Source organism: Streptococcus mitis (assembly GCF_000722705.1).
In the GTDB taxonomy this organism is placed as follows: Bacteria; Bacillota; Bacilli; order Lactobacillales; family Streptococcaceae; genus Streptococcus; species Streptococcus mitis_P.
Window position 1 is genome coordinate 79228 of sequence record NZ_JPFW01000001.1, and the last position, 21428, is coordinate 100655.

25 protein-coding genes are annotated in these 21428 nt (G+C 39.5%); 20 read left to right on the forward strand and 5 right to left on the reverse strand.

Going from position 1 to position 21428, the window contains the following annotated elements:
* Window positions 1-104 precede the first annotated feature (104 nt).
* From SK642_RS00400 to rpsD, 3 genes are all read left to right on the forward strand, one after another.
* A complete protein-coding gene (locus tag SK642_RS00400) occupies window positions 105-800 on the forward strand; it encodes a response regulator transcription factor (RefSeq protein WP_000520651.1) in 696 nt (231 codons plus the stop codon).
* Window positions 800-1852: a sensor histidine kinase gene (locus tag SK642_RS00405; protein ID WP_033682904.1), complete on the forward strand. Its 1053-nt coding sequence runs from the start codon at window positions 800-802 to the stop codon at window positions 1850-1852. Before SK642_RS00400 ends, SK642_RS00405 begins: the two co-directional genes overlap by 1 nt.
* 194 nt (window positions 1853-2046) lie before the next feature.
* A complete protein-coding gene (gene rpsD, locus SK642_RS00410; protein ID WP_033682905.1) occupies window positions 2047-2658 on the forward strand; it encodes a 30S ribosomal protein S4 in 612 nt (203 codons plus the stop codon).
* A 678-nt stretch (window positions 2659-3336) separates the two neighbouring features.
* Here rpsD and rpmG read toward each other — a convergent pair.
* The 4 genes from rpmG to SK642_RS00430 form a co-directional block, all read right to left on the reverse strand.
* On the reverse strand, window positions 3337-3486 hold the full coding sequence (gene rpmG / locus SK642_RS00415) for a 50S ribosomal protein L33 (protein ID WP_001265622.1): 150 nt from the start codon (window positions 3484-3486) through the stop codon (window positions 3337-3339).
* Between the two features lie 15 nt (window positions 3487-3501).
* Complete coding sequence (rpmF, locus tag SK642_RS00420) at window positions 3502-3684, reverse strand: 50S ribosomal protein L32 (RefSeq protein WP_000290417.1); 183 nt, start codon at window positions 3682-3684, stop codon at window positions 3502-3504.
* Window positions 3685-3835: 151 nt separating this feature from the next.
* Window positions 3836-4012 carry a PTS ascorbate transporter subunit IIC gene (locus tag SK642_RS00425; protein ID WP_033608448.1) on the reverse strand — a complete coding sequence of 59 codons (177 nt, stop codon included), beginning with the start codon at window positions 4010-4012 and terminating at the stop codon, window positions 3836-3838.
* A 25-nt stretch (window positions 4013-4037) separates the two neighbouring features.
* Complete coding sequence (locus tag SK642_RS00430) at window positions 4038-4187, reverse strand: hypothetical protein (protein WP_235230851.1); 150 nt, start codon at window positions 4185-4187, stop codon at window positions 4038-4040.
* Between the two features lie 181 nt (window positions 4188-4368).
* On the opposite strand from SK642_RS00430, the gene SK642_RS00435 reads away from it, so the two are divergent.
* From SK642_RS00435 to ilvD, 6 genes are all read left to right on the forward strand, one after another.
* Window positions 4369-6399 carry a BglG family transcription antiterminator gene (locus tag SK642_RS00435; RefSeq protein WP_033682906.1) on the forward strand — a complete coding sequence of 677 codons (2031 nt, stop codon included), beginning with the start codon at window positions 4369-4371 and terminating at the stop codon, window positions 6397-6399.
* A 3-nt stretch (window positions 6400-6402) separates the two neighbouring features.
* Window positions 6403-6687, forward strand: a complete 285-nt coding sequence (locus SK642_RS00440) for a PTS sugar transporter subunit IIB (RefSeq protein WP_000912474.1) — start codon at window positions 6403-6405, stop codon at window positions 6685-6687.
* A 12-nt stretch (window positions 6688-6699) separates the two neighbouring features.
* A complete protein-coding gene (locus SK642_RS00445) occupies window positions 6700-8046 on the forward strand; it encodes a PTS ascorbate transporter subunit IIC (RefSeq protein ID WP_033682907.1) in 1347 nt (448 codons plus the stop codon).
* Between the two features lie 3 nt (window positions 8047-8049).
* Window positions 8050-8907: a transketolase gene (locus SK642_RS00450; RefSeq protein ID WP_033682908.1), complete on the forward strand. Its 858-nt coding sequence runs from the start codon at window positions 8050-8052 to the stop codon at window positions 8905-8907.
* Window positions 8904-9836, forward strand: a complete 933-nt coding sequence (locus SK642_RS00455; RefSeq protein WP_033682909.1) for a transketolase family protein — start codon at window positions 8904-8906, stop codon at window positions 9834-9836. The genes SK642_RS00450 and SK642_RS00455 overlap by 4 nt, the downstream gene beginning before the upstream one ends.
* A gap of 232 nt (window positions 9837-10068) precedes the next feature.
* Window positions 10069-11772 (forward strand): dihydroxy-acid dehydratase, encoded by a 1704-nt coding sequence (gene ilvD, locus SK642_RS00460; RefSeq protein WP_033682910.1) that lies wholly within the window; start codon window positions 10069-10071, stop codon window positions 11770-11772.
* A 60-nt stretch (window positions 11773-11832) separates the two neighbouring features.
* Here ilvD and SK642_RS00465 read toward each other — a convergent pair whose 3' ends face one another.
* Complete coding sequence (locus tag SK642_RS00465; RefSeq protein WP_001206380.1) at window positions 11833-12174, reverse strand: metal-sulfur cluster assembly factor; 342 nt, start codon at window positions 12172-12174, stop codon at window positions 11833-11835.
* Between the two features lie 123 nt (window positions 12175-12297).
* On the opposite strand from SK642_RS00465, the gene rgg reads away from it, so the two are divergent.
* The 11 genes from rgg (at window position 12298) to SK642_RS00520 (ending at window position 21417) form a co-directional block, all read left to right on the forward strand.
* On the forward strand, window positions 12298-13149 hold the full coding sequence (gene rgg / locus SK642_RS00470) for a quorum-sensing system transcriptional regulator Rgg (RefSeq protein WP_033682911.1): 852 nt from the start codon (window positions 12298-12300) through the stop codon (window positions 13147-13149).
* 200 nt (window positions 13150-13349) lie between these two features.
* Window positions 13350-14597 (forward strand): transporter, encoded by a 1248-nt coding sequence (locus tag SK642_RS00475; RefSeq protein ID WP_033682912.1) that lies wholly within the window; start codon window positions 13350-13352, stop codon window positions 14595-14597.
* A gap of 77 nt (window positions 14598-14674) precedes the next feature.
* Window positions 14675-15964 carry a histidine--tRNA ligase gene (hisS, locus tag SK642_RS00480; RefSeq protein WP_033682913.1) on the forward strand — a complete coding sequence of 430 codons (1290 nt, stop codon included), beginning with the start codon at window positions 14675-14677 and terminating at the stop codon, window positions 15962-15964.
* A 96-nt stretch (window positions 15965-16060) separates the two neighbouring features.
* A complete protein-coding gene (locus SK642_RS00485) occupies window positions 16061-16525 on the forward strand; it encodes a hypothetical protein (RefSeq protein ID WP_033682957.1) in 465 nt (154 codons plus the stop codon).
* 9 nt (window positions 16526-16534) lie between these two features.
* Window positions 16535-16741 carry a helix-turn-helix transcriptional regulator gene (locus SK642_RS00490; RefSeq protein WP_001176233.1) on the forward strand — a complete coding sequence of 69 codons (207 nt, stop codon included), beginning with the start codon at window positions 16535-16537 and terminating at the stop codon, window positions 16739-16741.
* A complete protein-coding gene (locus tag SK642_RS00495) occupies window positions 16741-16938 on the forward strand; it encodes a hypothetical protein (RefSeq protein ID WP_033682914.1) in 198 nt (65 codons plus the stop codon). The genes SK642_RS00490 and SK642_RS00495 overlap by 1 nt, the downstream gene beginning before the upstream one ends.
* Window positions 16935-17681 (forward strand): DUF3169 family protein, encoded by a 747-nt coding sequence (locus SK642_RS00500; RefSeq protein ID WP_080708879.1) that lies wholly within the window; start codon window positions 16935-16937, stop codon window positions 17679-17681. Before SK642_RS00495 ends, SK642_RS00500 begins: the two co-directional genes overlap by 4 nt.
* 9 nt (window positions 17682-17690) lie before the next feature.
* Entirely contained in the window at window positions 17691-18332 is a 642-nt protein-coding gene (locus SK642_RS00505) for a CPBP family intramembrane glutamic endopeptidase (protein ID WP_033682916.1), read from the forward strand.
* 17 nt (window positions 18333-18349) lie between these two features.
* Entirely contained in the window at window positions 18350-18580 is a 231-nt protein-coding gene (locus tag SK642_RS00510; RefSeq protein ID WP_033682917.1) for a hypothetical protein, read from the forward strand.
* Between the two features lie 154 nt (window positions 18581-18734).
* On the forward strand, window positions 18735-20498 hold the full coding sequence (gene aspS, locus SK642_RS00515) for an aspartate--tRNA ligase (RefSeq protein WP_033682918.1): 1764 nt from the start codon (window positions 18735-18737) through the stop codon (window positions 20496-20498).
* A complete protein-coding gene (locus SK642_RS00520) occupies window positions 20476-21417 on the forward strand; it encodes a YitT family protein (protein WP_033682919.1) in 942 nt (313 codons plus the stop codon). Before aspS ends, SK642_RS00520 begins: the two co-directional genes overlap by 23 nt.
* Window positions 21418-21428: the final 11 nt, after the last annotated feature.

The window sequence follows — 21428 nt, forward strand, 5'->3', positions numbered from 1 at the left end:
TCTAGGATTTGAAAAATCCAGATAGCGATTAGAATGTTCGTAAAGCGATTAAAATAGTGTTATACTATTGTGGTATAGCACTGTTTTTTTCAAAGGAGAGACAGATGGGAAAGACAATTTTACTCGTTGACGACGAGGTAGAAATCACAGATATTCATCAACGCTATCTGGTTCAGGCAGGGTATCAGGTTTTGGTGGCTCATGATGGAGTAGAGGCCTTGGAAATCTTCAAGCGAAAACCGATTGATTTGATTATTACAGATATCATGATGCCTCGGATGGATGGTTATGACTTGATTAGTGAGGTCCAGTATCAATCTCCAGATCAGCCTTTTCTCTTTATCACGGCTAAGACCAGTGAGCAGGACAAGATTTATGGCCTGAGTTTAGGGGCAGATGACTTTATTGCCAAACCCTTTAGCCCACGTGAGCTGGTTTTGCGTGTCCACAATATCTTGCGTCGCCTTCATCGTGGAGGTGAGACAGAGGTTGTCAGTCTCGGGGATTTACGGATGAATCACGGTAGCCATGAGGTCCAAGTCGGAGATGTGGCGCTTGATTTGACAGTCAAATCCTTCGAACTCCTATGGCTTTTAGCTAGTAATCCAGAGCGGGTTTTCTCTAAGACAGACCTCTATGAAAAGGTCTGGCAAGAAGACTACGTAGATGATACCAATACCTTGAATGTTCATATTCATGCTCTTCGACAGGAGTTGGCTAAACATGCCAGTTCAGAAACGCCTACCATCAAAACTGTCTGGGGCTTGGGCTACAAAATTGAGAAAGCACGAGGTAGTTAATGAAATTAAAAAGTTATATTTTAGTGGGGTATATCATTTCAACACTCCTAACAATTATCGTGGTTTTTTGGGCTATCCAGCGCATGTTAATTGAAGAAAGTGAGATTTATTTCCTGATTGGCATGACTCTCATAGCTAGTTTTGTCGGTGCTGGGATTAGTCTCTTTCTCCTATCGCCTGTCTTTACATCATTGGGCAAACTCAAGGAACATGCCAAGCGGGTGGCGGACAAGGATTTCCCTTCAAATCTGGAGGTTCAAGGTCCTATGGAGTTTCAGCAATTAGGCCAAGCTTTCAATGAAATGTCCCATGATTTGCAGGCCACCTTTGATTCATTAGAAGAAAGCGAACGAGAAAAGGGCTTGATGATTGCCCAGCTGTCGCATGATATCAAGACCCCTATCACTTCGATCCAAGCGACGGTAGAAGGGATTTTGGACGGGGTTATCAAGGAGGGAGAACAAGCCCATTATCTAGCAACCATTGGACGCCAGACAGAAAGACTCAATAAACTGGTTGAAGAGTTGAATTTTTTGACCCTAAACACAGCTAGAAATCAGGCGGAGAAGACTAGTAAAGACAGTATTTTTCTGGATCAGCTCTTGATTGAGTGTATGAGTGAGTTTCAGTTCTTGATTGAGCAGGAGGAGCGAGATGTCCATTTGCAGGTAATCCCAGAGTCTGCCCGGATTGAGGGAGATTATGCTAAGCTTTCTCGTATTTTGGTGAATCTGGTTAATAACGCTTTTAAATACTCGTCTCCAGGAACTAAGCTGGAGGTGGTAGCTAAACTGGAGAAGAACCAGCTTTCAATCAGTGTGACCGATGAGGGGCAGGGCATTGCACCAGAGGACTTGGAGAATATTTTCAAACGCCTTTATCGTGTCGAAACTTCGCGCAATATGAAAACAGGTGGTCATGGCTTAGGCCTTGCGATTGCGCGTGAATTGGCCCATCAATTGGGTGGAGAAATCACAGTTACCAGCCAGTACGGCCTCGGAAGCACCTTTACTCTCGTTCTTAACCTCTCTGGCAATGAAAATAAAGGATAAAACCCCTTTACAAATCTAGCCATTCATGGTAGAATGGATTTTGTGTGAAATATCAGCAGGAAAGCATGAAGCTCGTCAACAGGTGTCTTGTGATAAGTAACCTTGGCTGTTTAGGCGAAGGGCATCTGCACGAATCAGGGCTTTCTAAGTGACTATTTCCACCGAAATATTATTTATATCAGGAGGACATTCACATGTCACGTTATACAGGACCATCTTGGAAACAAGCTCGTCGCCTTGGCCTTTCACTTACAGGTACAGGTAAAGAATTGGCACGTCGTAACTACGTACCAGGACAACACGGACCAAACAACCGTTCTAAATTGTCAGAATACGGTTTGCAATTGGCTGAAAAACAAAAACTTCGTTTCACTTACGGTGTAGGTGAAAAACAATTCCGTAACTTGTTCGTACAAGCTACAAAAATCAAAGGCGGAATCCTAGGTTTCAACTTCATGCTTCTTTTGGAGCGTCGTTTGGATAACGTTGTTTACCGTCTTGGTCTTGCGACTACTCGTCGTCAAGCTCGTCAATTCGTAAACCACGGTCACATCCTTGTTGACGGAAAACGTGTTGATATCCCATCATACAGTGTAACTCCAGGTCAAGTGATCTCAGTTCGTGAAAAATCATTGAAAGTTCCAGCTATCCTTGAAGCAGTAGAAGCTACTCTTGGACGTCCAGCATTCGTATCATTCGACGCTGAAAAATTGGAAGGTTCATTGACTCGCTTGCCAGAACGCGACGAAATCAACCCAGAAATCAACGAAGCACTTGTCGTTGAATTCTACAACAAGATGCTTTAATTTTAAGAAATATCTTACAGAAAGCCTACAACAGTGGGCTTTTTGCTTTGTCTTAAAACGTTGATTGCTGGGTTTGCTTAGAGATTTGCTAGTAAGGTTATTTGTGTATCTAAGTCTATCTATTCAAAGAATGACACGATGTTGATGATATAAATCTGGTATGATATAATATTTTGGCCCCCTCACTTTAAGGAAGGGAGGTGTTATATATGCTAGAGTTACTTTCCCTTTTTCTAGCTCCGTTACTTGTTAACGTACTATCTGAGCTTTTCAAGCTATGGATAAAGAAACGTAGCAAGTAGCTTTTAACACCTTAAGAGGGTAGCAAAAAACCCCATCGGTGGCACGGTGGGGCTTTTTTAGTTACATATGCTAGAAGCATTGTTTTCCCTTTATGTTTTCATTCTAACACATAAGCCCCGATATTTCAAGCTTTTGTTTTGATATTTCCTCAGAGTGTGTTTGTAGTTTGAATCCATTTCACTGAAATTAGAACCCGTGTCACCAATCCCCATTTTACAGGTTAAATGATGAAAAAACTATTTTATACATCATATATAATACAGGTGAAAAATGATGACATCGGTTAAGTAGAGTTTGAATTGAAATATAAGGTAGTTAACAAAAAGAAAAAACGCTTGAATGCGTTTTTCTTCTGTATTGATTCGTATTGAATGCTTACTTAACTTCTGTAAACACAACGTGTTTGCGAAGTTTTGGTGAGTATTTCTTCAATTGAAGACGGTCTGGAGTGTTACGTTTGTTTTTAGAAGTAAGGTACAAGCGTTCACCAGATTCTTTGTGTTCAAGTGTAATATTTACGCGCATAGTATCTCCCTTCTATTATTCAGCTGATGCAGCTTTAGCGATTTTACGTCCTTTGTAGTATCCTTTAAGTGATACACGGTGAGAACGTGAGTAATCTCCAGTAGTTTCGTCAAAGTTTACAGATGGAGCTGTTACTTTGTAGTGTGTACGACGTTTGTTTTTCTTCGCTTTTGAGGTGCGACGTGCAGGTACTGCCATTTTGCTTTCTCCTTTAGGTATTTATATTCGATTCAATCTACTGATTTTCATCAACCATACTAGGATAACACATTTTTTTTGTAAAGTAAAGTTACTTGACAAAAAAAGATGAAAAAATTCTCCTGTCTGACCTAGCAGACAGGAGAAGGTCTTAAATATCAATCTCAAATGGTTCGTCAATGGTTTCTGATACGTATTTTCCGTCTTTCTTCCGTTGTTTGACACATTCTGTGAGGAGATATTCGATTTGCCCATTGACTGAACGAAAGTCGTCTTCTGCCCATGATGCAAGTGCAGCGTATAACTTTGTTGAGAGTCGAAGGGGAATCTGCTTTTTTTAGCTTCAGCCATCTTTAGTAAAGACTTCCTGTGTTGACAATTGGTTGTGCATCATGATTGCCACAGAGAACGACTAGGAGATTTGAAACCATGGCAGCTTTTCGTTCTTCATCAAGCTCTACCAATTCCCCTTCATTGAGACGTTCCAGGGCGATTTCAACCATTCCTATTAATTGATATCTAAATGATATCACTTTAATTTATAACGTCAAGAAACAGTAGAAAAATAATTACTAAAAAGTTTCAGCCCAATAATTACTTGTAGGAGGTGAGATTATATTGTGCTGAAATACTCTTTTATTCTTATAACTTTTACACTATAATTGTAGTTAGAAAGGAAGAGAAATGTTTGATTATAGAGCACTAGTTATTTTGATGACTTTGATGGATCATTGTGAGCTATCATTATATGAATTATCTGTTAAGGTGAGCTTACCTATAAAGGAAGTCAAAGAAGGAATAGATTATTTAGTGCCTTATCTAGCTAATAAAGGGATAGTACTGGATAAAAAACAAGGTCGCTATAGTTTATCAAATCGTACGAAGCAGTCTTTGACAGATATTATTAAGTCGGATGAATTGGTTTTACCAAAGTCGACTCGCTTAGCATTAATCTATCTTTACACTTTTTGCCGATTAGATTTTATATCGAATAATCATTACCAAGACTTTTTGAAAGTAAGTAAGAATACAACCTTATCTGATATTCAATCATTAAGAAAGATTATGTTAGATAATGATTTGGAGCTAGGGTACAGTAGAGCAAAAGGTTATACTTTACACGGTTCAGAGTGGAATAAGCATCGTTTAGCTTTTCAAATGGTTAGTGAGTTGCTGGAATCCTCCATAGGGATTTGGGGTTTGGATTATGTTTTATCCAGTTGGGGCTATTCATTAACTTATGATTTGATTGATCAGGTGGTTAAAGATTATTATGAAAAGCTACAGATAGTACCTATTGTTAATCAATTAAAAGTTTGCCTTTTCGGTTTAGTATTCATTATATGTAGGTATCAAAGAGATGTTGAAAGAGTATATCTTTCAGAGACATTAGTATCTCCTACTATTCAAGATATAACGACTATTTTATTGGATACAGTGGTTGATTTGGGAATTATAGATACGGTGTTTTCAGAGGATGATTATCGCTATATCACAGTTTTATTATCAAGTTGCTTTGAAGGTGAAGTAGATGTTGCTCCGGTTTACTTTAATCAATTAACAGAGGCTATTATAAGTAGAATGGAAGATATTTCTTTGTTACATTTTAAACAAAGGGAAGTATTGAGAGAAAATCTTCGCCGCCACCTTATACCGGCTTACTATAGATTAAAGTTCGGCTTACCTAGTTCAAATGAATATGTGTTGCATGTTAAAGAACATTATCCTGATTTATTTGAACTAGTAAAAGATTCTTTGACTCCCTTGATGGACGCTATTGACAAGCCCATACCTGATAGTGAAACAGCATATTTTGTTATCCATTTTGGAGGTTATTTAAAGAAAGCAGATACTTTGCCTCAAAAATGTTATAAAGCAGTAATTATCTGTCCTAATGGGATTAGTTCTTCATTGATGTTAAAAGAGAATCTATTAGCATTATTTCCTCAAATTGAGTTTATAGGAACCTCAAAGATTGATGATTTACAGGCGAAAACTAGTAGTGACTATGATATGGTTTTTTCTACTATAAAGGTGGAAACAGAGAAGCCAAATTATCTAGTTTCTGTTATGATGACGGAAGAACAAACAACGCAGTTAGTTGAATTGGTATCAAAAGATTTCCCAGATACAGGTTATCGAGATATTGAGCTTAATCAGATAATTAGCATAGTAAGACGATATAGTATAATCACACAAGAATTAGAGTTAAAATTAGCATTAAAGAGGTATCTCTATCAAGAAATGAACAGAAAGGAAGTGTTACCATTGTTAGAAGAATTAATTACAAAAGAAACTTATCAGGTTAGTTCGAAAAAATTAGGATGGAAGGAGGCAATTTGTTTAGCAGCTAAACCGCTTTTGGATCAACATAAGATAACTGAGAACTACCCTGAGGCAATGATTCAAAAAGTAGAAGAGTTTGGGCCTTTTATTAATTTAGGGAAGGGAGTAGCAATTCCTCACGCTCGACCAGATGAAGGTGTGAATGAAATAGGAATGTCAATGTTAGTTTTGGAAGAACCGATTTATTTATTGGATGATCCAGAACAAGAGGTAAGATTGTTGATTTGTATTGCAGCCATTGATAATGAGAGTCATTTAAAGGCTTTGTCACATTTAACAACAATTTTAAGAGATAAAAATCATGTTCAAACTTTAATATCATCAAAAAACTATGATGACATTGAAATGATAATTAAACAGGAGGATTAGATAATGTTAAAAATTGGTACAGCTTGTGGTTCAGGATTAGGTTCAAGTTTTATGGTACAGATGAATATTGAATCTGTATTGAGTGATTTGAATGTTTCAGATGTAGAAGTTGAACACTATGATTTAGGTGGAGCAGATCCAAATGCAGCTGATATTTGGATTGTTGGTCGTGATCTAGCTGATTCAGCTAGTCATCTTGGAGATGTTCGTATCTTAAATAGTATTATTGATATGGACGAACTACGAGAATTAATTACTAAAATTTGTGAAGAGAAAGGACTTATATAGGAGGCTAGCGTCATGATGAAGTTCATATTGGATATTGTTAGTACACCAGCTATTTTAGTGGCTTTAATTGCAATCTTAGGATTAGTTCTTCAGAAGAAGAAATTACCTGATATTATTAAAGGTGGAATTAAGACATTTGTTGGTTTCTTAGTTGTATCTGGTGGTGCAGGAATTGTACAAAATTCTTTAAATCCATTTGGTACCATGTTTGAACATGCTTTTCATTTATCTGGAGTTGTTCCGAATAATGAAGCAATTGTAGCTGTAGCTTTAACGACATATGGCTCAGCTACTGCAATGATTATGTTTGCAGGTATGGTATTCAATATCTTAATCGCTCGTTTTACTCGATTCAAATATATCTTTTTAACAGGGCACCACACTCTATATATGGCGTGTATGATTGCGGTCATTTTATCAGTTGCTGGCTTTACAAGTTTGCCTCTTATCTTACTAGGAGGATTAGCACTCGGTATTATTATGAGTATTTCCCCAGCATTTGTGCAAAAATATATGGTTCAATTAACTGGAAATGACAAGGTGGCTTTAGGTCATTTCAGTTCTTTGGGATATTGGTTGAGTGGTTTTACTGGTAGCCTTATCGGTGACAAATCAAAATCAACAGAGGACATTAAATTTCCAAAGAGTTTAGCTTTTTTACGTGATAGTACTGTTAGTATTACTTTATCCATGGCAGTTATCTACATTATTGTAGCTATCTTTGCAGGGTCAGAATATATAGAAAAAGAAATCAGTAGTGGTACAAGTGGTCTAGTTTATGCTTTACAATTAGCAGGTCAATTTGCAGCAGGGGTATTTGTTATTTTAGCAGGTGTTCGCCTTATTTTAGGTGAAATTGTTCCAGCCTTTAAAGGTATTTCAGAGCGTCTTGTACCTAATTCAAAACCTGCTTTGGATTGTCCGATTGTTTATACTTATGCACCTAATGCAGTTCTAATTGGATTTATCTCTAGTTTTGTTGGTGGTTTAGTAAGTATGGCAATTATGATTGCTTCAGGAACAGTTGTTATCTTACCAGGCGTTGTGCCTCATTTCTTCTGTGGAGCGACTGCAGGTGTCATTGGGAATGCATCTGGTGGTGTTCGAGGAGCCACTATTGGAGCATTTTTACAAGGTATTTTAATCAGTTTTCTTCCAGTCTTTTTAATGCCAGTTTTGGGAGGACTTGGTTTCCAAGGATCAACTTTCTCAGATGCAGATTTTGGTCTATCAGGAATTGTTTTAGGAATGTTGAATCAATTTGGCTCACAAGCAGGCATTATTATTGGTCTTGTTCTTATTCTAACAGTTATGTTTGGAGTATCCTTTATTAAAAAGCCATCTGCAAAGGAGGAATAAGGGATGATTTTAAGTGAAAATAGAGAAGATGAGTTAAGAAAATTTGCAACGAAAATCCGATTAAATACTCTTAGAACATTGAATCATCTTGGATTCGGCCATTATGGAGGGAGTCTGTCTATAGTAGAAGTTTTAGCGGTGCTTTATGGTGAAATAATGCCAATGACTCCAGAAATATTTGCATCACGAGATAGAGATTATTTTGTTTTATCCAAGGGTCATGCTGGACCAGCTTTGTACAGCACACTCTATTTGAATGGTTTCTTTGACAAAGAATTCTTATATTCTTTAAATACAAATGGAACCAAATTACCGTCTCATCCTGATAGAAATCTAACGCCGGGCATAGATATGACAACTGGCTCCCTAGGACAAGGAATTAGTGTCGCAACCGGACTTGCATATGGTCAGAGAATAAGAAAAAGTCCCTTTTATACATATGCCATTGTTGGAGATGGTGAGTTAAATGAGGGACAATGTTGGGAGGCTATACAGTTTGCTTCTCATCAACAGTTATCTAATTTAATTGTATTTGTAGACGATAACAAAAAACAATTAGATGGTTTTACAAAGGATATTTGTAATCCAGGAGATTTTGTAGAAAAATTCTCAGCATTTGGATTTGAATCCATTAGGGTCAATGGTTCAGATATTAGAGAAATTTATGAAGGGATTGTTCAATTAAAACAGTCAAATAATTCATCACCTAAGTGTATTGTATTAGATACTATTAAAGGTCAGGGGGTTCAAGAGCTGGAAGAAATGAAATCCAATCATCATCTCCGCCCTACTGTAGAGGAGAGACAAATGTTAACTTCAGTTGTAGAAAGATTAAGTCAGGAATTGGAGGAAACAGAATGATGAGAAGTACGAAAGAATTACGACATGTGTATAGAGATTTCCTTCTAGAGGCTAACCAAAGTTATTCTGATATAGTAGTTTTAGAAGCAGATTTGTCAAGTTCGATGGCTACTAATAATCTTGAAAAGGACTTTGGAGACCGTTATGTGAATGTTGGGATTATGGAAGCAGAAATGGTAGGCCTTGCAGCAGGTTTATCTATTCAGGGTTTTAGACCTTATCTTCATACATTTGGCCCTTTTGCTTCACGAAGAGTATTTGATCAATTATTTATTTCTCTTGGATACGCACAATTGGATGCCACTGTGATTGGGTCAGATGCAGGAGTAACTGCGGAAATGAATGGTGGGACACATATGCCATTTGAAGAAATTGGATTGTTACGTTTAATTCCTAAATCAATCATTTTCGAAGCAACTGATGATATCCAATTTCGTGAAATCTTGAATCAGACATTAGACTTAAAAGGACTAAAATATATTCGAACAATTAGAAAAGCTCCAGAGGCTGTATATCAAGGTGGAGAAGATTTTTCTAAAGGTTATATTGAGTTAAGACATGGTGAAGATGTTGTAATAGTTGCTTCTGGAATAATGGTTGCTCCAAGTATTCGAGTTGCGGATGAACTGTCTAAATTAGGTTATTCAGTAGGTGTCATAGATTTATTTAGAATCAAACCAATACCAGAACAGATAAAAACAATGTTAAGTGGAAAAACTGTATTTACTGTAGAAAACCACAATCAGATAGGTGGAATCGGCAGTGCTTTATGTGAATTATTCTCTGATGATGGAATAACAAAAATTCATCGGATGGGTGTTCAAGAAAAATTTGGTCAAGTAGGGAAAATGGATTATCTTCTTAATGAGTATGGTTTGAGTGAATCGAATATAAAAGAGAAGGTTCTAGAGTTTTATAATGCAAGATAGATGTTAAATACACTTATCTGAAAGAATTTCTGTAAAAATTACATTACGTTATTTAAAGCAAGCGGATTAAAAAGCATATTCTGGTCATCAGAAAGTGCCCTGATCCGCTTTGTTGTTTTTAATTTTAAATATTTCAGATGTATATAGAATTTTCTGAAAATTCAAGAATTTTCTTCTGTTCATTGCTTTTAAAATGTGCTATAATAGTAAAAACTGAAATGGGAGGGATAAGATGACTGAATTAGATAAACGTCACCGCAGTAGCATTTATGACAGCATGGTTAAATCACCAAACCGTGCCATGCTTCGTGCGACTGGTATGACAGATAAGGACTTTGAAACACCGATTGTAGGGGTTATTTCGACTTGGGCGGAAAATACACCATGTAACATTCACTTGCATGATTTTGGGAAATTAGCCAAAGAAGGTATCAAATCGGCAGGTGCTTGGCCTGTACAATTTGGGACTATCACTGTAGCGGACGGGATTGCCATGGGAACGCCTGGTATGCGCTTCTCTTTGACATCTCGTGATATCATTGCGGACTCAATCGAGGCGGCTATGGGTGGTCACAACGTGGATGCCTTCGTCGCTATCGGTGGCTGTGACAAGAACATGCCGGGTTCTATGATTGCCATTGCTAATATGGATATTCCAGCTATTTTCGCCTATGGTGGAACCATTGCACCGGGAAATCTTGATGGCAAAGATATTGACTTGGTTTCTGTTTTTGAGGGTATCGGGAAATGGAACCACGGTGACATGACGGCTGAGGACGTGAAACGTCTCGAATGTAATGCCTGCCCTGGCCCTGGTGGCTGTGGTGGTATGTACACTGCTAATACCATGGCGACTGCTATCGAAGTTCTCGGTATGAGTTTGCCAGGTTCATCCTCGCACCCAGCTGAATCAGCTGACAAGAAAGAAGATATCGAAGCAGCAGGACGTGCTGTTGTTAAGATGTTGGAACTTGGTCTCAAGCCATCAGATATCTTGACTCGTGAAGCCTTTGAAGATGCCATTACTGTAACTATGGCTCTCGGTGGTTCTACAAATGCCACTCTTCACTTGCTTGCCATTGCCCATGCTGCCAATGTTGACTTGTCACTTGAGGACTTCAATACGATCCAAGAGCGTGTGCCTCACTTGGCTGACTTGAAACCATCTGGTCAGTATGTCTTCCAAGACCTCTACGAAGTCGGTGGTGTGCCTGCGGTTATGAGATATCTCTTGGCAAATGGTTTCCTTCATGGAGACCGCATCACATGTACTGGTAAGACTGTTGCTGAGAACTTAGCTGACTTTGCAGACCTCACCCCAGGTCAAAAAGTCATCATGCCACTTGAAAATCCAAAACGTGCGGATGGTCCGCTTATTATCTTAAACGGAAACCTCGCTCCTGACGGTGCAGTTGCCAAGGTATCAGGTGTTAAAGTGCGTCGTCACGTTGGACCGGCTAAGGTCTTTGACTCAGAAGAAGATGCGATTCAGGCCGTTTTGACAGATGAAATCGTTGATGGCGATGTAGTCGTTGTTCGTTTCGTTGGACCTAAGGGTGGTCCTGGTATGCCTGAGATGCTGTCACTTTCATCAATGATTGTTGGTAAAGGTCAAGGAGACAAGGTTGCACTCTTGACAGACGGACGTTTCTCTGGTGGTACTTATGGTCTCGTTGTTGGACATATCGCTCCTGAAGCTCAGGATGGTGGACCAATTGCCTATCTTCGTACAGGCGATATCGTTACAGTTGACCAAGATACCAAAGAAATTTCTATGGCTGTATCGGAAGAAGAACTTGAAAAACGCAAGGCAGAAACAACCTTGCCACCACTTTACAGCCGTGGTGTTCTTGGTAAATATGCCCACATCGTATCATCTGCTTCACGCGGAGCCGTGACAGACTTCTGGAATATGGACAAGTCAGGTAAAAAATAAACTCAAAAAGCAAGCCAACTTCGGCTTGCTTCTTTTCATCTTCAAAAGTAATTTTCCTGCTTAACGAGGTGGTAGTCCAAGGGCAATACGGCCGTAGCGACTGATTCGTGTGATTTTCCAAGCAGGTGACCAGGTAACTTCAACCTTGACATCTTCGATACCCTCGATTTGTTTGAGACCTGCCACGATTTCGATAGGCAGGCTTTCGGCACAATCGCAGGCAGTATCGGTGAAGGTCATGACAATCTTACAGAGACCTGTTTCATCCAGATTGATTTCATAAATCAACCCTAGATTGTAAACATCCAATTCCACATCTGTATCAAAAACCTTCTCTAGTTTTTCGATAATTTGGTCTTGTAAGGCCAAAGCACGGTCATTGATTTTGATATCCTCTCTCATTACAGTCCCTCCACGTGATAAATATCCTCTATTTTCTCATAATTCTGACAATTTGGCAAGTTTTTGATGAATTTTCTGAAAAATATGATAAAATGAAGAAAATACGGAATCAAGGGGAAGCCTATGGAGCAGATTGGAAAAGTCTTTAGACAATTACGAGAGTCAAGAAATATCTCGCTGAGACAAGCAACTGGGGGACAATTTTCGCCGTCTATGTTGTCCCGATTTGAAACTGGTCAGAGTGAGCTTTCGGTGGAAAAGTTTCTATTTGCCCTAGAAAATATATCTGCCAGTGTGGAGGAAATCCTCTTTCTTGCGAGAGGTTTCCAGTATGATACAGATTCTGAGTTGAGAAAAGAAATCATAGATGTCTTGGATCCAAAGAACATAGCTCCGCTTGAGGACTTGTATCGCAGGGAGTATCAAAAGCATGCCCATTCTCAAAACAAACAGAAACATATTCTAAATGCCATTCTTATCAAGTCTTATATGAAGAGTATGGATGAAAGCGTAGAGTTAACGGCAGAGGAAGGGAAAGTCCTTCATGATTATTTGTTTTCTACCGAGATCTGGGGAATCTATGAACTCAATTTATTTTCAGTCAGTTCACCATTTCTATCTGTTTCTCTTTTCACTAGGTATGTTAGAGAAATGGTACGTAAATCTGATTTTCTAATGGAAATGTCTGGCAATCGAAACCTGTTTCACACTATACTATTGAATGGCTTTTTAGCCAGCATTGAGTGTGAAGAATTTACCAATGCCTCTTATTTTAAACGTGTTATCGAAGAGCATTTCTACAATGAAAATGAAACCTATTTCCGAACGGTCTATTTGTGGGCGGAAGGTCTCCTTGATAGCAAGCAAGGTAGAGTCAAGGAAGGTCAGAAAAAGATGGAGGATGCTGTCCGTATTTTTGAGATGCTTGGCTGTAATAAATCTGCCGAATACTATAGAAAAACGACCGATTGTTGAATATCTGCAAACTAAGAAAATAATTTGAAATTTTAAGTGATAGAATTGTTGGGCTCTCTCGTGTCACTGGAGAAATTCTCTCGTTTCTTTTTGCTCATTTTATTTGTTGCATATATTCAAAAGTTTTTCCTCTAAAATTTCTAAGTGCTATACTATAGTCATACTTCACATAAAACTTCGAACAAGAAGGGAGATTACCTATGAAACTATTGTTCAGAAATCAAGCTTATCGTCTCTTGACTTTGTCACGATTCTTCAATGCTTTTGGTGCTTCAATTTTTAACCTGGTATTTATCGTTTATGCATCGACCTTGCCACAAGCCTCTTTTGCGGTTGCTATGGCGAATATTGTCATGATTCTTCCGACTCTCTTTACAGTTTTTGTAGGGATTCGGGCAGATTACACGAGGGCCAAGGTCCAATGGATGGTTTATAGCGGTTTGTTTCAGGCGGTTTTATTTTTTCTGGCAGCCCTAGTTGTCCAGCAAGCTAGTCTCTTTGCCTTTTCTAGCCTGTGTTTAATCAATGTCATTAGTGATGTCATCAGTGATTTTGCAGGTGGCTTGCGCATGCCTCTCATTAAGGAAAAAGTAGCTGAAGACGATCTGATGGAGGCTTATTCTTTTAACCAGTTTATCACCTATATTTCAGCTATTGGTGGTCAAGCTTTTGGAGTCTGGCTCTTAGGTCTATCGGTCAACAATTTTTCCCTCGTTGCGGGAATCAATGCCTGTTTCTTCCTAGTATCAGCCGTCATCCTCTTTTTAGGAAAAAGCAAATTGAGCCTGTCAATGTCATCTGCTGATGGTGAAATTCTAAAAAATGAGAAGCTTCCGATCAAAGAGCAGTTCCTAACGATTTATCGAAATTTACGTCTCGTTTTTCTTAAAGGTGGACAGAAAAACTTTGGATTCATGATCTTTGCTGTCTTGCTTATCAATGCCTTGGGTGGCGCTTTAGGAAGCATCTATAACATCTTCTTTTTGAGCCATTCTCTTTTGGACTTTTCTTACACAGAGGCATTATTTATCAGTCAATTCTGTGCTTTGTTAGCAATCATCATCAGTAGCCTTACAGGCAATGATTATTTTGGGAAGCAGTCCTTGCCTAGATTGATGATGTGGGTGACCGTAGGACTCAGTCTAGTTGGTCTAGCTAATGTATTCAATCAAGTCGTACTTGGTTTACTATTTCTCTGTTCAACTCTGTATGTGTCTGGTAAAGTTCAACCAAAGATTAGTGCCATGCTCCTGAAAAATCTAGCTCCAGAGGTTCTAGCTCGTACCAGTAATTTTTTAGGTTTATTGTTTACCTTATCCATACCTGTGGGAACAGCCTGTTTTTCACTTGTAGCTGTATGGAATATACAGTTGACTTGGATGCTATTTGTTGGTCTTTCCTTGCTAGCTATTCTTTTGACAGTTATTAATCTCAAAAATGATATCTAAATCCTAATTTTTTTCTTACTGTTTTAATCCCTTTATTTATGGTAAAATAAGACTATTAAGTTTAAAGAGGACTCCCTATGAAATTACAAAAACCAAAAGGAACGCAGGATATCTTGCCTGCTGAGTCTGCCAAGTGGCAGTATGTTGAGGGCTTTGCCCGTGAGATTTTCAAGCGCTATAACTATGCGGAAGTGCGTACGCCTATTTTCGAGCATTACGAGGTTATCAGTCGCTCTGTCGGAGATACAACGGATATCGTAACCAAGGAAATGTACGACTTCTATGACAAGGGTGACCGTCATATCACCCTCCGTCCAGAAGGAACTGCGCCAGTTGTCCGTTCTTATGTGGAAAATAAACTCTTCGCTCCAGAAGTGCAAAAGCCAAGTAAGTTCTACTACATGGGCCCTATGTTCCGCTATGAGCGTCCACAGGCAGGGCGTTTGCGCCAGTTCCACCAGATTGGTGTTGAGTGCTTTGGCTCTAGTAATCCAGCTACCGATGTGGAAACGATTGCTATGGCAGCCCATTTCTTGAAAGAAATCGGCATCCAAGGTGTCAAATTGCATCTTAACACTCTTGGAAATACTGAGAGCCGTGCAGCCTACCGTCAAGCCTTGATTGACTATTTGACACCGCTCAAGGAGACCTTGTCTAAGGATAGCCAACGTCGTTTGGAGGAAAATCCTCTTCGTGTCTTGGACTCTAAAGAAAAAGAAGACAAGGTAGCAGTCGAGAATGCGCCTTCTATCTTGGACTTCCTTGATGAAGAAAGTCAAGCTCATTTTGATGCTGTGCGTCAGATGTTGGAAAATCTTGGAGTAGACTACATCATCGATACTAATATGGTGCGTGGTCTGGACTACTACAACCACACCATTTTCGAGTTTATCACAGAGATTGAGGGCAATGACTTGACAGTCTGTGCGGGTGGTCGCTACGATGGTTTGGTTGCTTACTTTGGTGGCCCTGAAACTGCTGGATTTGGTTTTGGACTCGGTGTAGAGCGTTTGCTTCTCATTCTTGAAAAGCAAGGTGTGGCCCTCCCTATCGAAAACGCTCTAGATGTTTATATCGCAGTCTTGGGTGATGGAGCAAATGTCAAAGCTCTAGAACTAGTACAAGCTCTTCGCCAACAAGGTTTCAAAGCAGAGCGTGATTACCTCAACCGTAAGCTCAAAGCTCAGTTCAAGTCAGCCGATGTCTTTGCTGCTAAGACCCTTATCACCCTAGGAGAGAGTGAAGTCGAAAGCGGACAAGTGACGGTCAAGAATAATCAAACACGAGAAGAAGTGCAAGTGTCACTTGAGACAATCAGCCAAAACTTCTCAGAAATTTTTGAAAAACTAGGATTTTATACTCAATGAAAATCAAAGAGCAAACTAGAAAGCTAGCCGCAGGCTGTACTTGAGTACGGCAAGGTGAAGCTGACGTGGTTTGAATTTGATTTTCGAAGAGTATTAATAGTAGAAAAATTAGTCAGGAACCTACTCCTGACCTTTTTCTTTTGCAAAATGACAAAAATCATAAACTTTTTGACAAATATGCTTGTCAAAAAGAAAAAGATGTGTTACAATATAAGCAAGTTAAGAGAAAAGGAGAAAGGAACGATTATGTGGGCATTAGGATTTGTACCTCTTGTGATTATGTATTATATCTACCATTCCCAAAAGGTCAAGAAACTAGAGAATAAAATCAAAAGAATTGAGCAAAAACAGAAAGGAAATAAAGAAATGTCAAGAATTTTAAAAGAATTGATTGGGAAAACACCGACAATCGTTGGACAAGTTTTTGGAACAGACAACTGGGAAGTTGTAGATGTAGATGAGGAATGGGTCAAGCTACGTCGTGTTAATAAAAAAGGAAAAGAAAAATTCAAACTACAACGCATTGAGGATATCCAAACTGTTGAATTTGACGGAAAGTAGGTGTGTAACATGCAACTAAAAAATCGTCTAAAAGAGCTGCGGGCTCGCGATGGCCTCAATCAAACCGAACTAGCCAAGCTAGCAGAGGTTTCCAGACAGACTATCAGCCTATTAGAACGGGACGAATACACCCCGTCCGTTGTGATTGCCTTGAAAATATCTCAGATTTTCAACGAAACAGTCGAATCGGTATTTCGCTTGGAGGAGGACGAGTGATGAACAAGTATAAAGTGATTTATTATGTAGTTGCCATAGCTTTATTAGTCAGCGTGTGTCTACTAATTGGAACAAATCTAGGATGGTTTGATCTCTATTACAGCGACCAATTTATCTGGGCCTACTTTGCTCTTATCCCAGTTGTTGACTGGATTGAAAAGAAAGCAAACAATTTAGCAAGTGAAAAAGGAGAATGAATATGAAAAAGAAAAAGAAAGGTGGATTGTTATTTTTGATGTCTATTGTCTTGGGAGGTTTCTTGGGCATGTTTGTAGGGATGTTTAAGGCAGATGCCGAATCCAACGGAATTATGTTAGATGTAAAACCCTTGATACCATGGCTATCAGCTATCAGTTTACTACTAGCCGTCATTATTCTTTTTTTGACTTTCAATTTCCTAAAGAAAAGCAGAAAATTTCATTCCTTGTATCAAGAGGAAATGGATGATGATCTGAATGAAACCTATTATGTGCAGATGTATCGGAATCTAGAGTTTGGAACCATTGCTTTTAATATTGCAAGCGTAGCAATTTCATTGTCTATTTTTCTCTCATTAAATGAAGTGGTTATATTGCATACAGACCACCAAACATTTTCCCTCTCTTTCTTAGTCTTTGTGCTATCCTTAATCGCTCAAAAATCTCTTTTTAAAACAATTGCGATTGTGCGTCAGTTTGATTTGGCTCTTTTCTCTACACCAAAGGATGTCTTGGACTATATAAATTCCTATGATGAAGGGGAGCGCCAGGCTAATTTGGAACAGAGTTTTCGAATTTTATTCCAATTAAACCAATATGTCTTACCAGCCTTATATGTTTTTCTTATTATCATTTCTTTCTTGACAGGAGAGATTCAGTTACTAGCCTTCTTGCTTGTCGGAGTCATCCATGTTTATATCAATGTGATGCAGTTACCTATGGTGAAACGCTATTTTAAATAGGAGATCTTTATGAAATTACTTAAAAACTTTGGCTGGTTTTTTCTAGCCCTTCTATCCTTTGTGTTTATCTATGGTACCGTTCAGAGTGGGGCTGTAGAAGCTTTGAATCTAGGCGCTTCACCCTATGCTACTACCTTGCTTTATGTGGCCTTGGCTGGAGTATATGTGTACGTCATTTATAAATGGTACCAGAAAGCTCCTGTCCATATTGAGAAGAGTGGTTTTAACCGATTTATTTGGCTCCCTGCCTTGGTTTGGTTCTTATCTCTTGTCGTTCAATTCTTCCTGCCCGATAATCCTTCGGTAAATCAGCAAACAGCGACAGACCTGACCTTGGCTCAGCCACTTTTCTCATTCTTTGCTATTAATATTTTTGCTCCTTTGACGGAAGAACTCATCTTTAGAGGGATGTTAGCACGCTATCTCTTTCCTAAGCAGGACAATAGTAAACAAACTCTGATTTTTCTTCTGGTATCCAGTGTTCTGTTTGCCTTGATTCATTCTCCAGGAACTTTGCAACAGTTTTTAGTTTATGCTAGTCTTGGTTTTAGCTTGGGCTTGGCTTATGTAAGCCGAAAAGGTCTGATCTACAGTATTTCTCTCCACGCTTTGAATAATTTAGTCGGCTTTTTGATGATTCTCATGCTATAATAGAGTCAGGAGGTCACATGAAACGAGTAATTTTATTAGCAGTGATTCAAGCAGTCGTTCTATTTTTCATTATTGGAGCGCTAGCTTATGCCTTTAAGGGAGATTTCTTCTACAGCCATCTAGCAGTGGTCTTTGCCCCTATTGCCGGTATCTGGCGTTTTGGGACAGCTTACACAACGGAAATCGTCTTGCCGAGAAAGGCAGCCGAAATCGCTGAAAAGCGTAAAGCAGGCAAAAATTCAAAATAAAAGAGTCCGGTGAAGTTCATCGGATTTTTGTATGGGCGCTAATTTTTAGAGCCTTCATTTGATTTTTAAAGACAGGTAAACTTTTCTGCTGATTTTAATGAAGAGCCTGCGCTTTTATGGTAAAATAGTAACAGAATAAAAGAGGAGAGAAACAATGAAACGTAGTATGTATGCTGGTCGTGTTCGTGAGGAACACATCGGACAAGAAATAACCTTGAAAGGATGGGTAGGTCGTCGTCGTGACCTTGGTGGTTTGATTTTTATAGATCTTCGTGACCGTGAAGGAATCATGCAGTTGGTTATCAACCCTGAAAAAGTATCTGCAGAGGTCATGGCAACAGCTGAAAGCCTTCGTAGCGAATTTGTTATCGAGGTGACTGGACAGGTCGCTGCGCGTGAGCAAGCCAATGATAAGTTGCCAACTGGTGCAGTTGAGCTAAACGTAACAGCTCTGACAGTGCTTAATACAGCTAAGACAACACCATTTGAGATTAAAGATGGGATTGAGGCCAATGACGATACACGTTTGCGTTACCGTTACCTTGACCTTCGTCGTCCAGAAATGTTGGAAAATCTGAAACTTCGTGCCAAGGTGACCCACTCTATTCGTAACTACTTGGATGAGTTGGAGTTTATCGACGTGGAGACACCATTCCTTTCTAAGTCAACGCCTGAAGGGGCGCGTGACTATTTGGTACCGTCTCGTGTTAATAAAGGGCATTTTTACGCGCTTCCTCAAAGTCCGCAAATCACGAAACAGCTCTTGATGAATGCTGGTTTTGACCGTTATTATCAAATCGTCAAATGTTTCCGTGATGAGGACTTGCGTGGTGACCGTCAGCCTGAGTTTACCCAGGTCGACTTGGAAACGTCTTTCCTTACTGAGCAAGAAATCCAAGATATCACAGAAGGTTTGATTGCGCGCGTGATGAAAGAAACCAAAGGCTTTGAAGTGACGCTTCCATTCCCTCGTATGAAATACGATGACGCTATGGCTTTTTACGGTTCTGACAAGCCAGATACCCGTTTTGACATGTTGCTTCAGGACTTGACAGAAGTGGTCAAAGGTGTAGACTTTAAAGTCTTTTCAGAAGCACCTGCTGTAAAAGCCATTGTGGTCAAAGGAGCTGCGGACAACTATTCACGTAAAGACATCGACAAGATGACAGAAGTAGCCAAACAGTACGGTGCTAAAGGCCTTGCTTGGGTCAAGGTGGTTGATGGAGAATTAAACGGACCAGTTGCCAAGTTCTTGACTGGCATCCAAGCAGAATTGACAGCAGCACTTGCGCTTGAGGATAAGGACTTGGTTCTCTTTGTGGCGGATACGCTTGAGGTAGCCAATGCAACTCTTGGTGCCCTTCGTGGACGTATTGCCAAAGAGCTTGGTTTGATTGATAGCGATAAATTCAACTTCCTTTGGGTGGTTGACTGGCCAATGTTTGAATGGTCTGAAGAAGAAGGCCGCTACATGAGCGCCCACCATCCATTCACACTTCCACAGGAAGAAACTGCTCACGAATTAGAAGGTGATTTGGCTAAGGTTCGTGCCATTGCTTACGATATCGTCTTGAACGGTTATGAGCTTGGTGGTGGTAGCCTTCGTATCAATCAAAAAGACCTTCAAGAACGCATGTTCAAGGCTCTTGGTTTCTCAGCCGAAGAAGCAAATGACCAGTTTGGCTTCCTTCTTGAAGCCATGGACTATGGTTTCCCACCACACGGTGGTTTGGCTATCGGTCTTGATCGTTTTGTCATGTTGCTTGCAGGAGAAGAAAACATCCGTGAAGTCATTGCTTTCCCTAAAAACAATAAGGCAACTGACCCAATGACACAAGCTCCTTCAACAGTAGCTCTCAAACAACTAGAGGAACTCAGCTTACAAGTAGAAGAAGATGAAACAAGCAAAACGAATTAAGCGGTGGCGCTATTATCTGCGTCGCTTTGCTTATCAGATAAAAATTTTACGTGTCTTACAAAGCATCTCTCGCGAAAAATATGATGAGAAGATTTCGGCCTCTCTGGTCTATGGATTTTTATCAGCAGTAGCGGTCAATTTCTTTTTCCAACCAGGACATGTGTATTCGAGTGGTGCGACAGGTCTGGCACAGATTATCTCTGCCTTGAGTAATCACTGGTTTGGTTTTCATATTCCAATTTCATTGGCTTTCTACGCTATTAATTTTCCTTTGATGGTCTTGGCCTGGTATCAGATTGGACATAAATTCACGGTCTTTACCTTTATCACGGTATCCATGAGTTCCTTCTTTATCCAGTTTGTCCCTGTGGCGACTTTGACGGAGGATCCCATTATCAATGCCCTTTTTGGTGGTGTTGTCATGGGCTTGGGGATTGGTTTTGCTCTTCGCAACAATATCTCCAGTGGAGGAACGGATATCGTCAGTCTGACCATTCGCAAGAAAACGGGTAAGAATGTCGGTAGTATTTCTTTCTTGGTAAATGGGACTATCATGCTGATAGCTGGTTTGACCTTTGGTTGGAAATACGCTCTCTACTCTATGATTACCATCTTTGTCTCTAGCCGTGTGACAGACGCAGTCTTTACCAAGCAAAAACGGATGCAGGCTATGATTGTGACCAATCATCCAGACAAGGTCATTGAAAAAATCCATAAAAAATTGCATCGCGGAGCAACTATGATCCACGATGCAGAAGGAACCTATAATCACGAAAGAAAGGCAGTTTTAATTACTGTCATTACACGTGCAGAGTTTAATGAATTTAAACAGATTATGAAACAGGTGGATCCAAGCGCCTTTGTCTCTGTATCGGAGAATGTTCATATTCTGGGACGATTCGTTGAAACTGATAATTAGTGACCAAAAAA

Excerpts from the sequence above, each read along its gene's own strand:
- hisS (WP_033682913.1), top strand. The coding sequence starts at position 14,675 with ATGAAATTACAAAAACCAAAAGGAACGCAGGATATCTTGCCTGCTGAG.
- SK642_RS00405 (WP_033682904.1), top strand. The coding sequence starts at position 800 with ATGAAATTAAAAAGTTATATTTTAGTGGGGTATATCATTTCAACACTC.
- rpmF (WP_000290417.1), bottom strand. The coding sequence starts at position 3,684 with ATGGCAGTACCTGCACGTCGCACCTCAAAAGCGAAGAAAAACAAACGT.
- SK642_RS00445 (WP_033682907.1), top strand. The coding sequence starts at position 6,700 with ATGATGAAGTTCATATTGGATATTGTTAGTACACCAGCTATTTTAGTG.
- SK642_RS00465 (WP_001206380.1), bottom strand. The coding sequence starts at position 12,174 with ATGAGAGAGGATATCAAAATCAATGACCGTGCTTTGGCCTTACAAGAC.
- SK642_RS00495 (WP_033682914.1), top strand. The coding sequence starts at position 16,741 with ATGAACAAGTATAAAGTGATTTATTATGTAGTTGCCATAGCTTTATTA.
- rpsD (WP_033682905.1), top strand. The coding sequence starts at position 2,047 with ATGTCACGTTATACAGGACCATCTTGGAAACAAGCTCGTCGCCTTGGC.
- SK642_RS00490 (WP_001176233.1), top strand. The coding sequence starts at position 16,535 with ATGCAACTAAAAAATCGTCTAAAAGAGCTGCGGGCTCGCGATGGCCTC.
- SK642_RS00440 (WP_000912474.1), top strand. The coding sequence starts at position 6,403 with ATGTTAAAAATTGGTACAGCTTGTGGTTCAGGATTAGGTTCAAGTTTT.
- aspS (WP_033682918.1), top strand. The coding sequence starts at position 18,735 with ATGAAACGTAGTATGTATGCTGGTCGTGTTCGTGAGGAACACATCGGA.
- ilvD (WP_033682910.1), top strand. The coding sequence starts at position 10,069 with ATGACTGAATTAGATAAACGTCACCGCAGTAGCATTTATGACAGCATG.
- SK642_RS00430 (WP_235230851.1), bottom strand. The coding sequence starts at position 4,187 with ATGGTTGAAATCGCCCTGGAACGTCTCAATGAAGGGGAATTGGTAGAG.
- SK642_RS00520 (WP_033682919.1), top strand. The coding sequence starts at position 20,476 with ATGAAACAAGCAAAACGAATTAAGCGGTGGCGCTATTATCTGCGTCGC.
- SK642_RS00500 (WP_080708879.1), top strand. The coding sequence starts at position 16,935 with ATGAATATGAAAAAGAAAAAGAAAGGTGGATTGTTATTTTTGATGTCT.
- rgg (WP_033682911.1), top strand. The coding sequence starts at position 12,298 with ATGGAGCAGATTGGAAAAGTCTTTAGACAATTACGAGAGTCAAGAAAT.
- rpmG (WP_001265622.1), bottom strand. The coding sequence starts at position 3,486 with ATGCGCGTAAATATTACACTTGAACACAAAGAATCTGGTGAACGCTTG.
- SK642_RS00435 (WP_033682906.1), top strand. The coding sequence starts at position 4,369 with ATGTTTGATTATAGAGCACTAGTTATTTTGATGACTTTGATGGATCAT.
- SK642_RS00400 (WP_000520651.1), top strand. The coding sequence starts at position 105 with ATGGGAAAGACAATTTTACTCGTTGACGACGAGGTAGAAATCACAGAT.
- SK642_RS00455 (WP_033682909.1), top strand. The coding sequence starts at position 8,904 with ATGATGAGAAGTACGAAAGAATTACGACATGTGTATAGAGATTTCCTT.
- SK642_RS00475 (WP_033682912.1), top strand. The coding sequence starts at position 13,350 with ATGAAACTATTGTTCAGAAATCAAGCTTATCGTCTCTTGACTTTGTCA.
- SK642_RS00450 (WP_033682908.1), top strand. The coding sequence starts at position 8,050 with ATGATTTTAAGTGAAAATAGAGAAGATGAGTTAAGAAAATTTGCAACG.
- SK642_RS00510 (WP_033682917.1), top strand. The coding sequence starts at position 18,350 with ATGAAACGAGTAATTTTATTAGCAGTGATTCAAGCAGTCGTTCTATTT.
- SK642_RS00505 (WP_033682916.1), top strand. The coding sequence starts at position 17,691 with ATGAAATTACTTAAAAACTTTGGCTGGTTTTTTCTAGCCCTTCTATCC.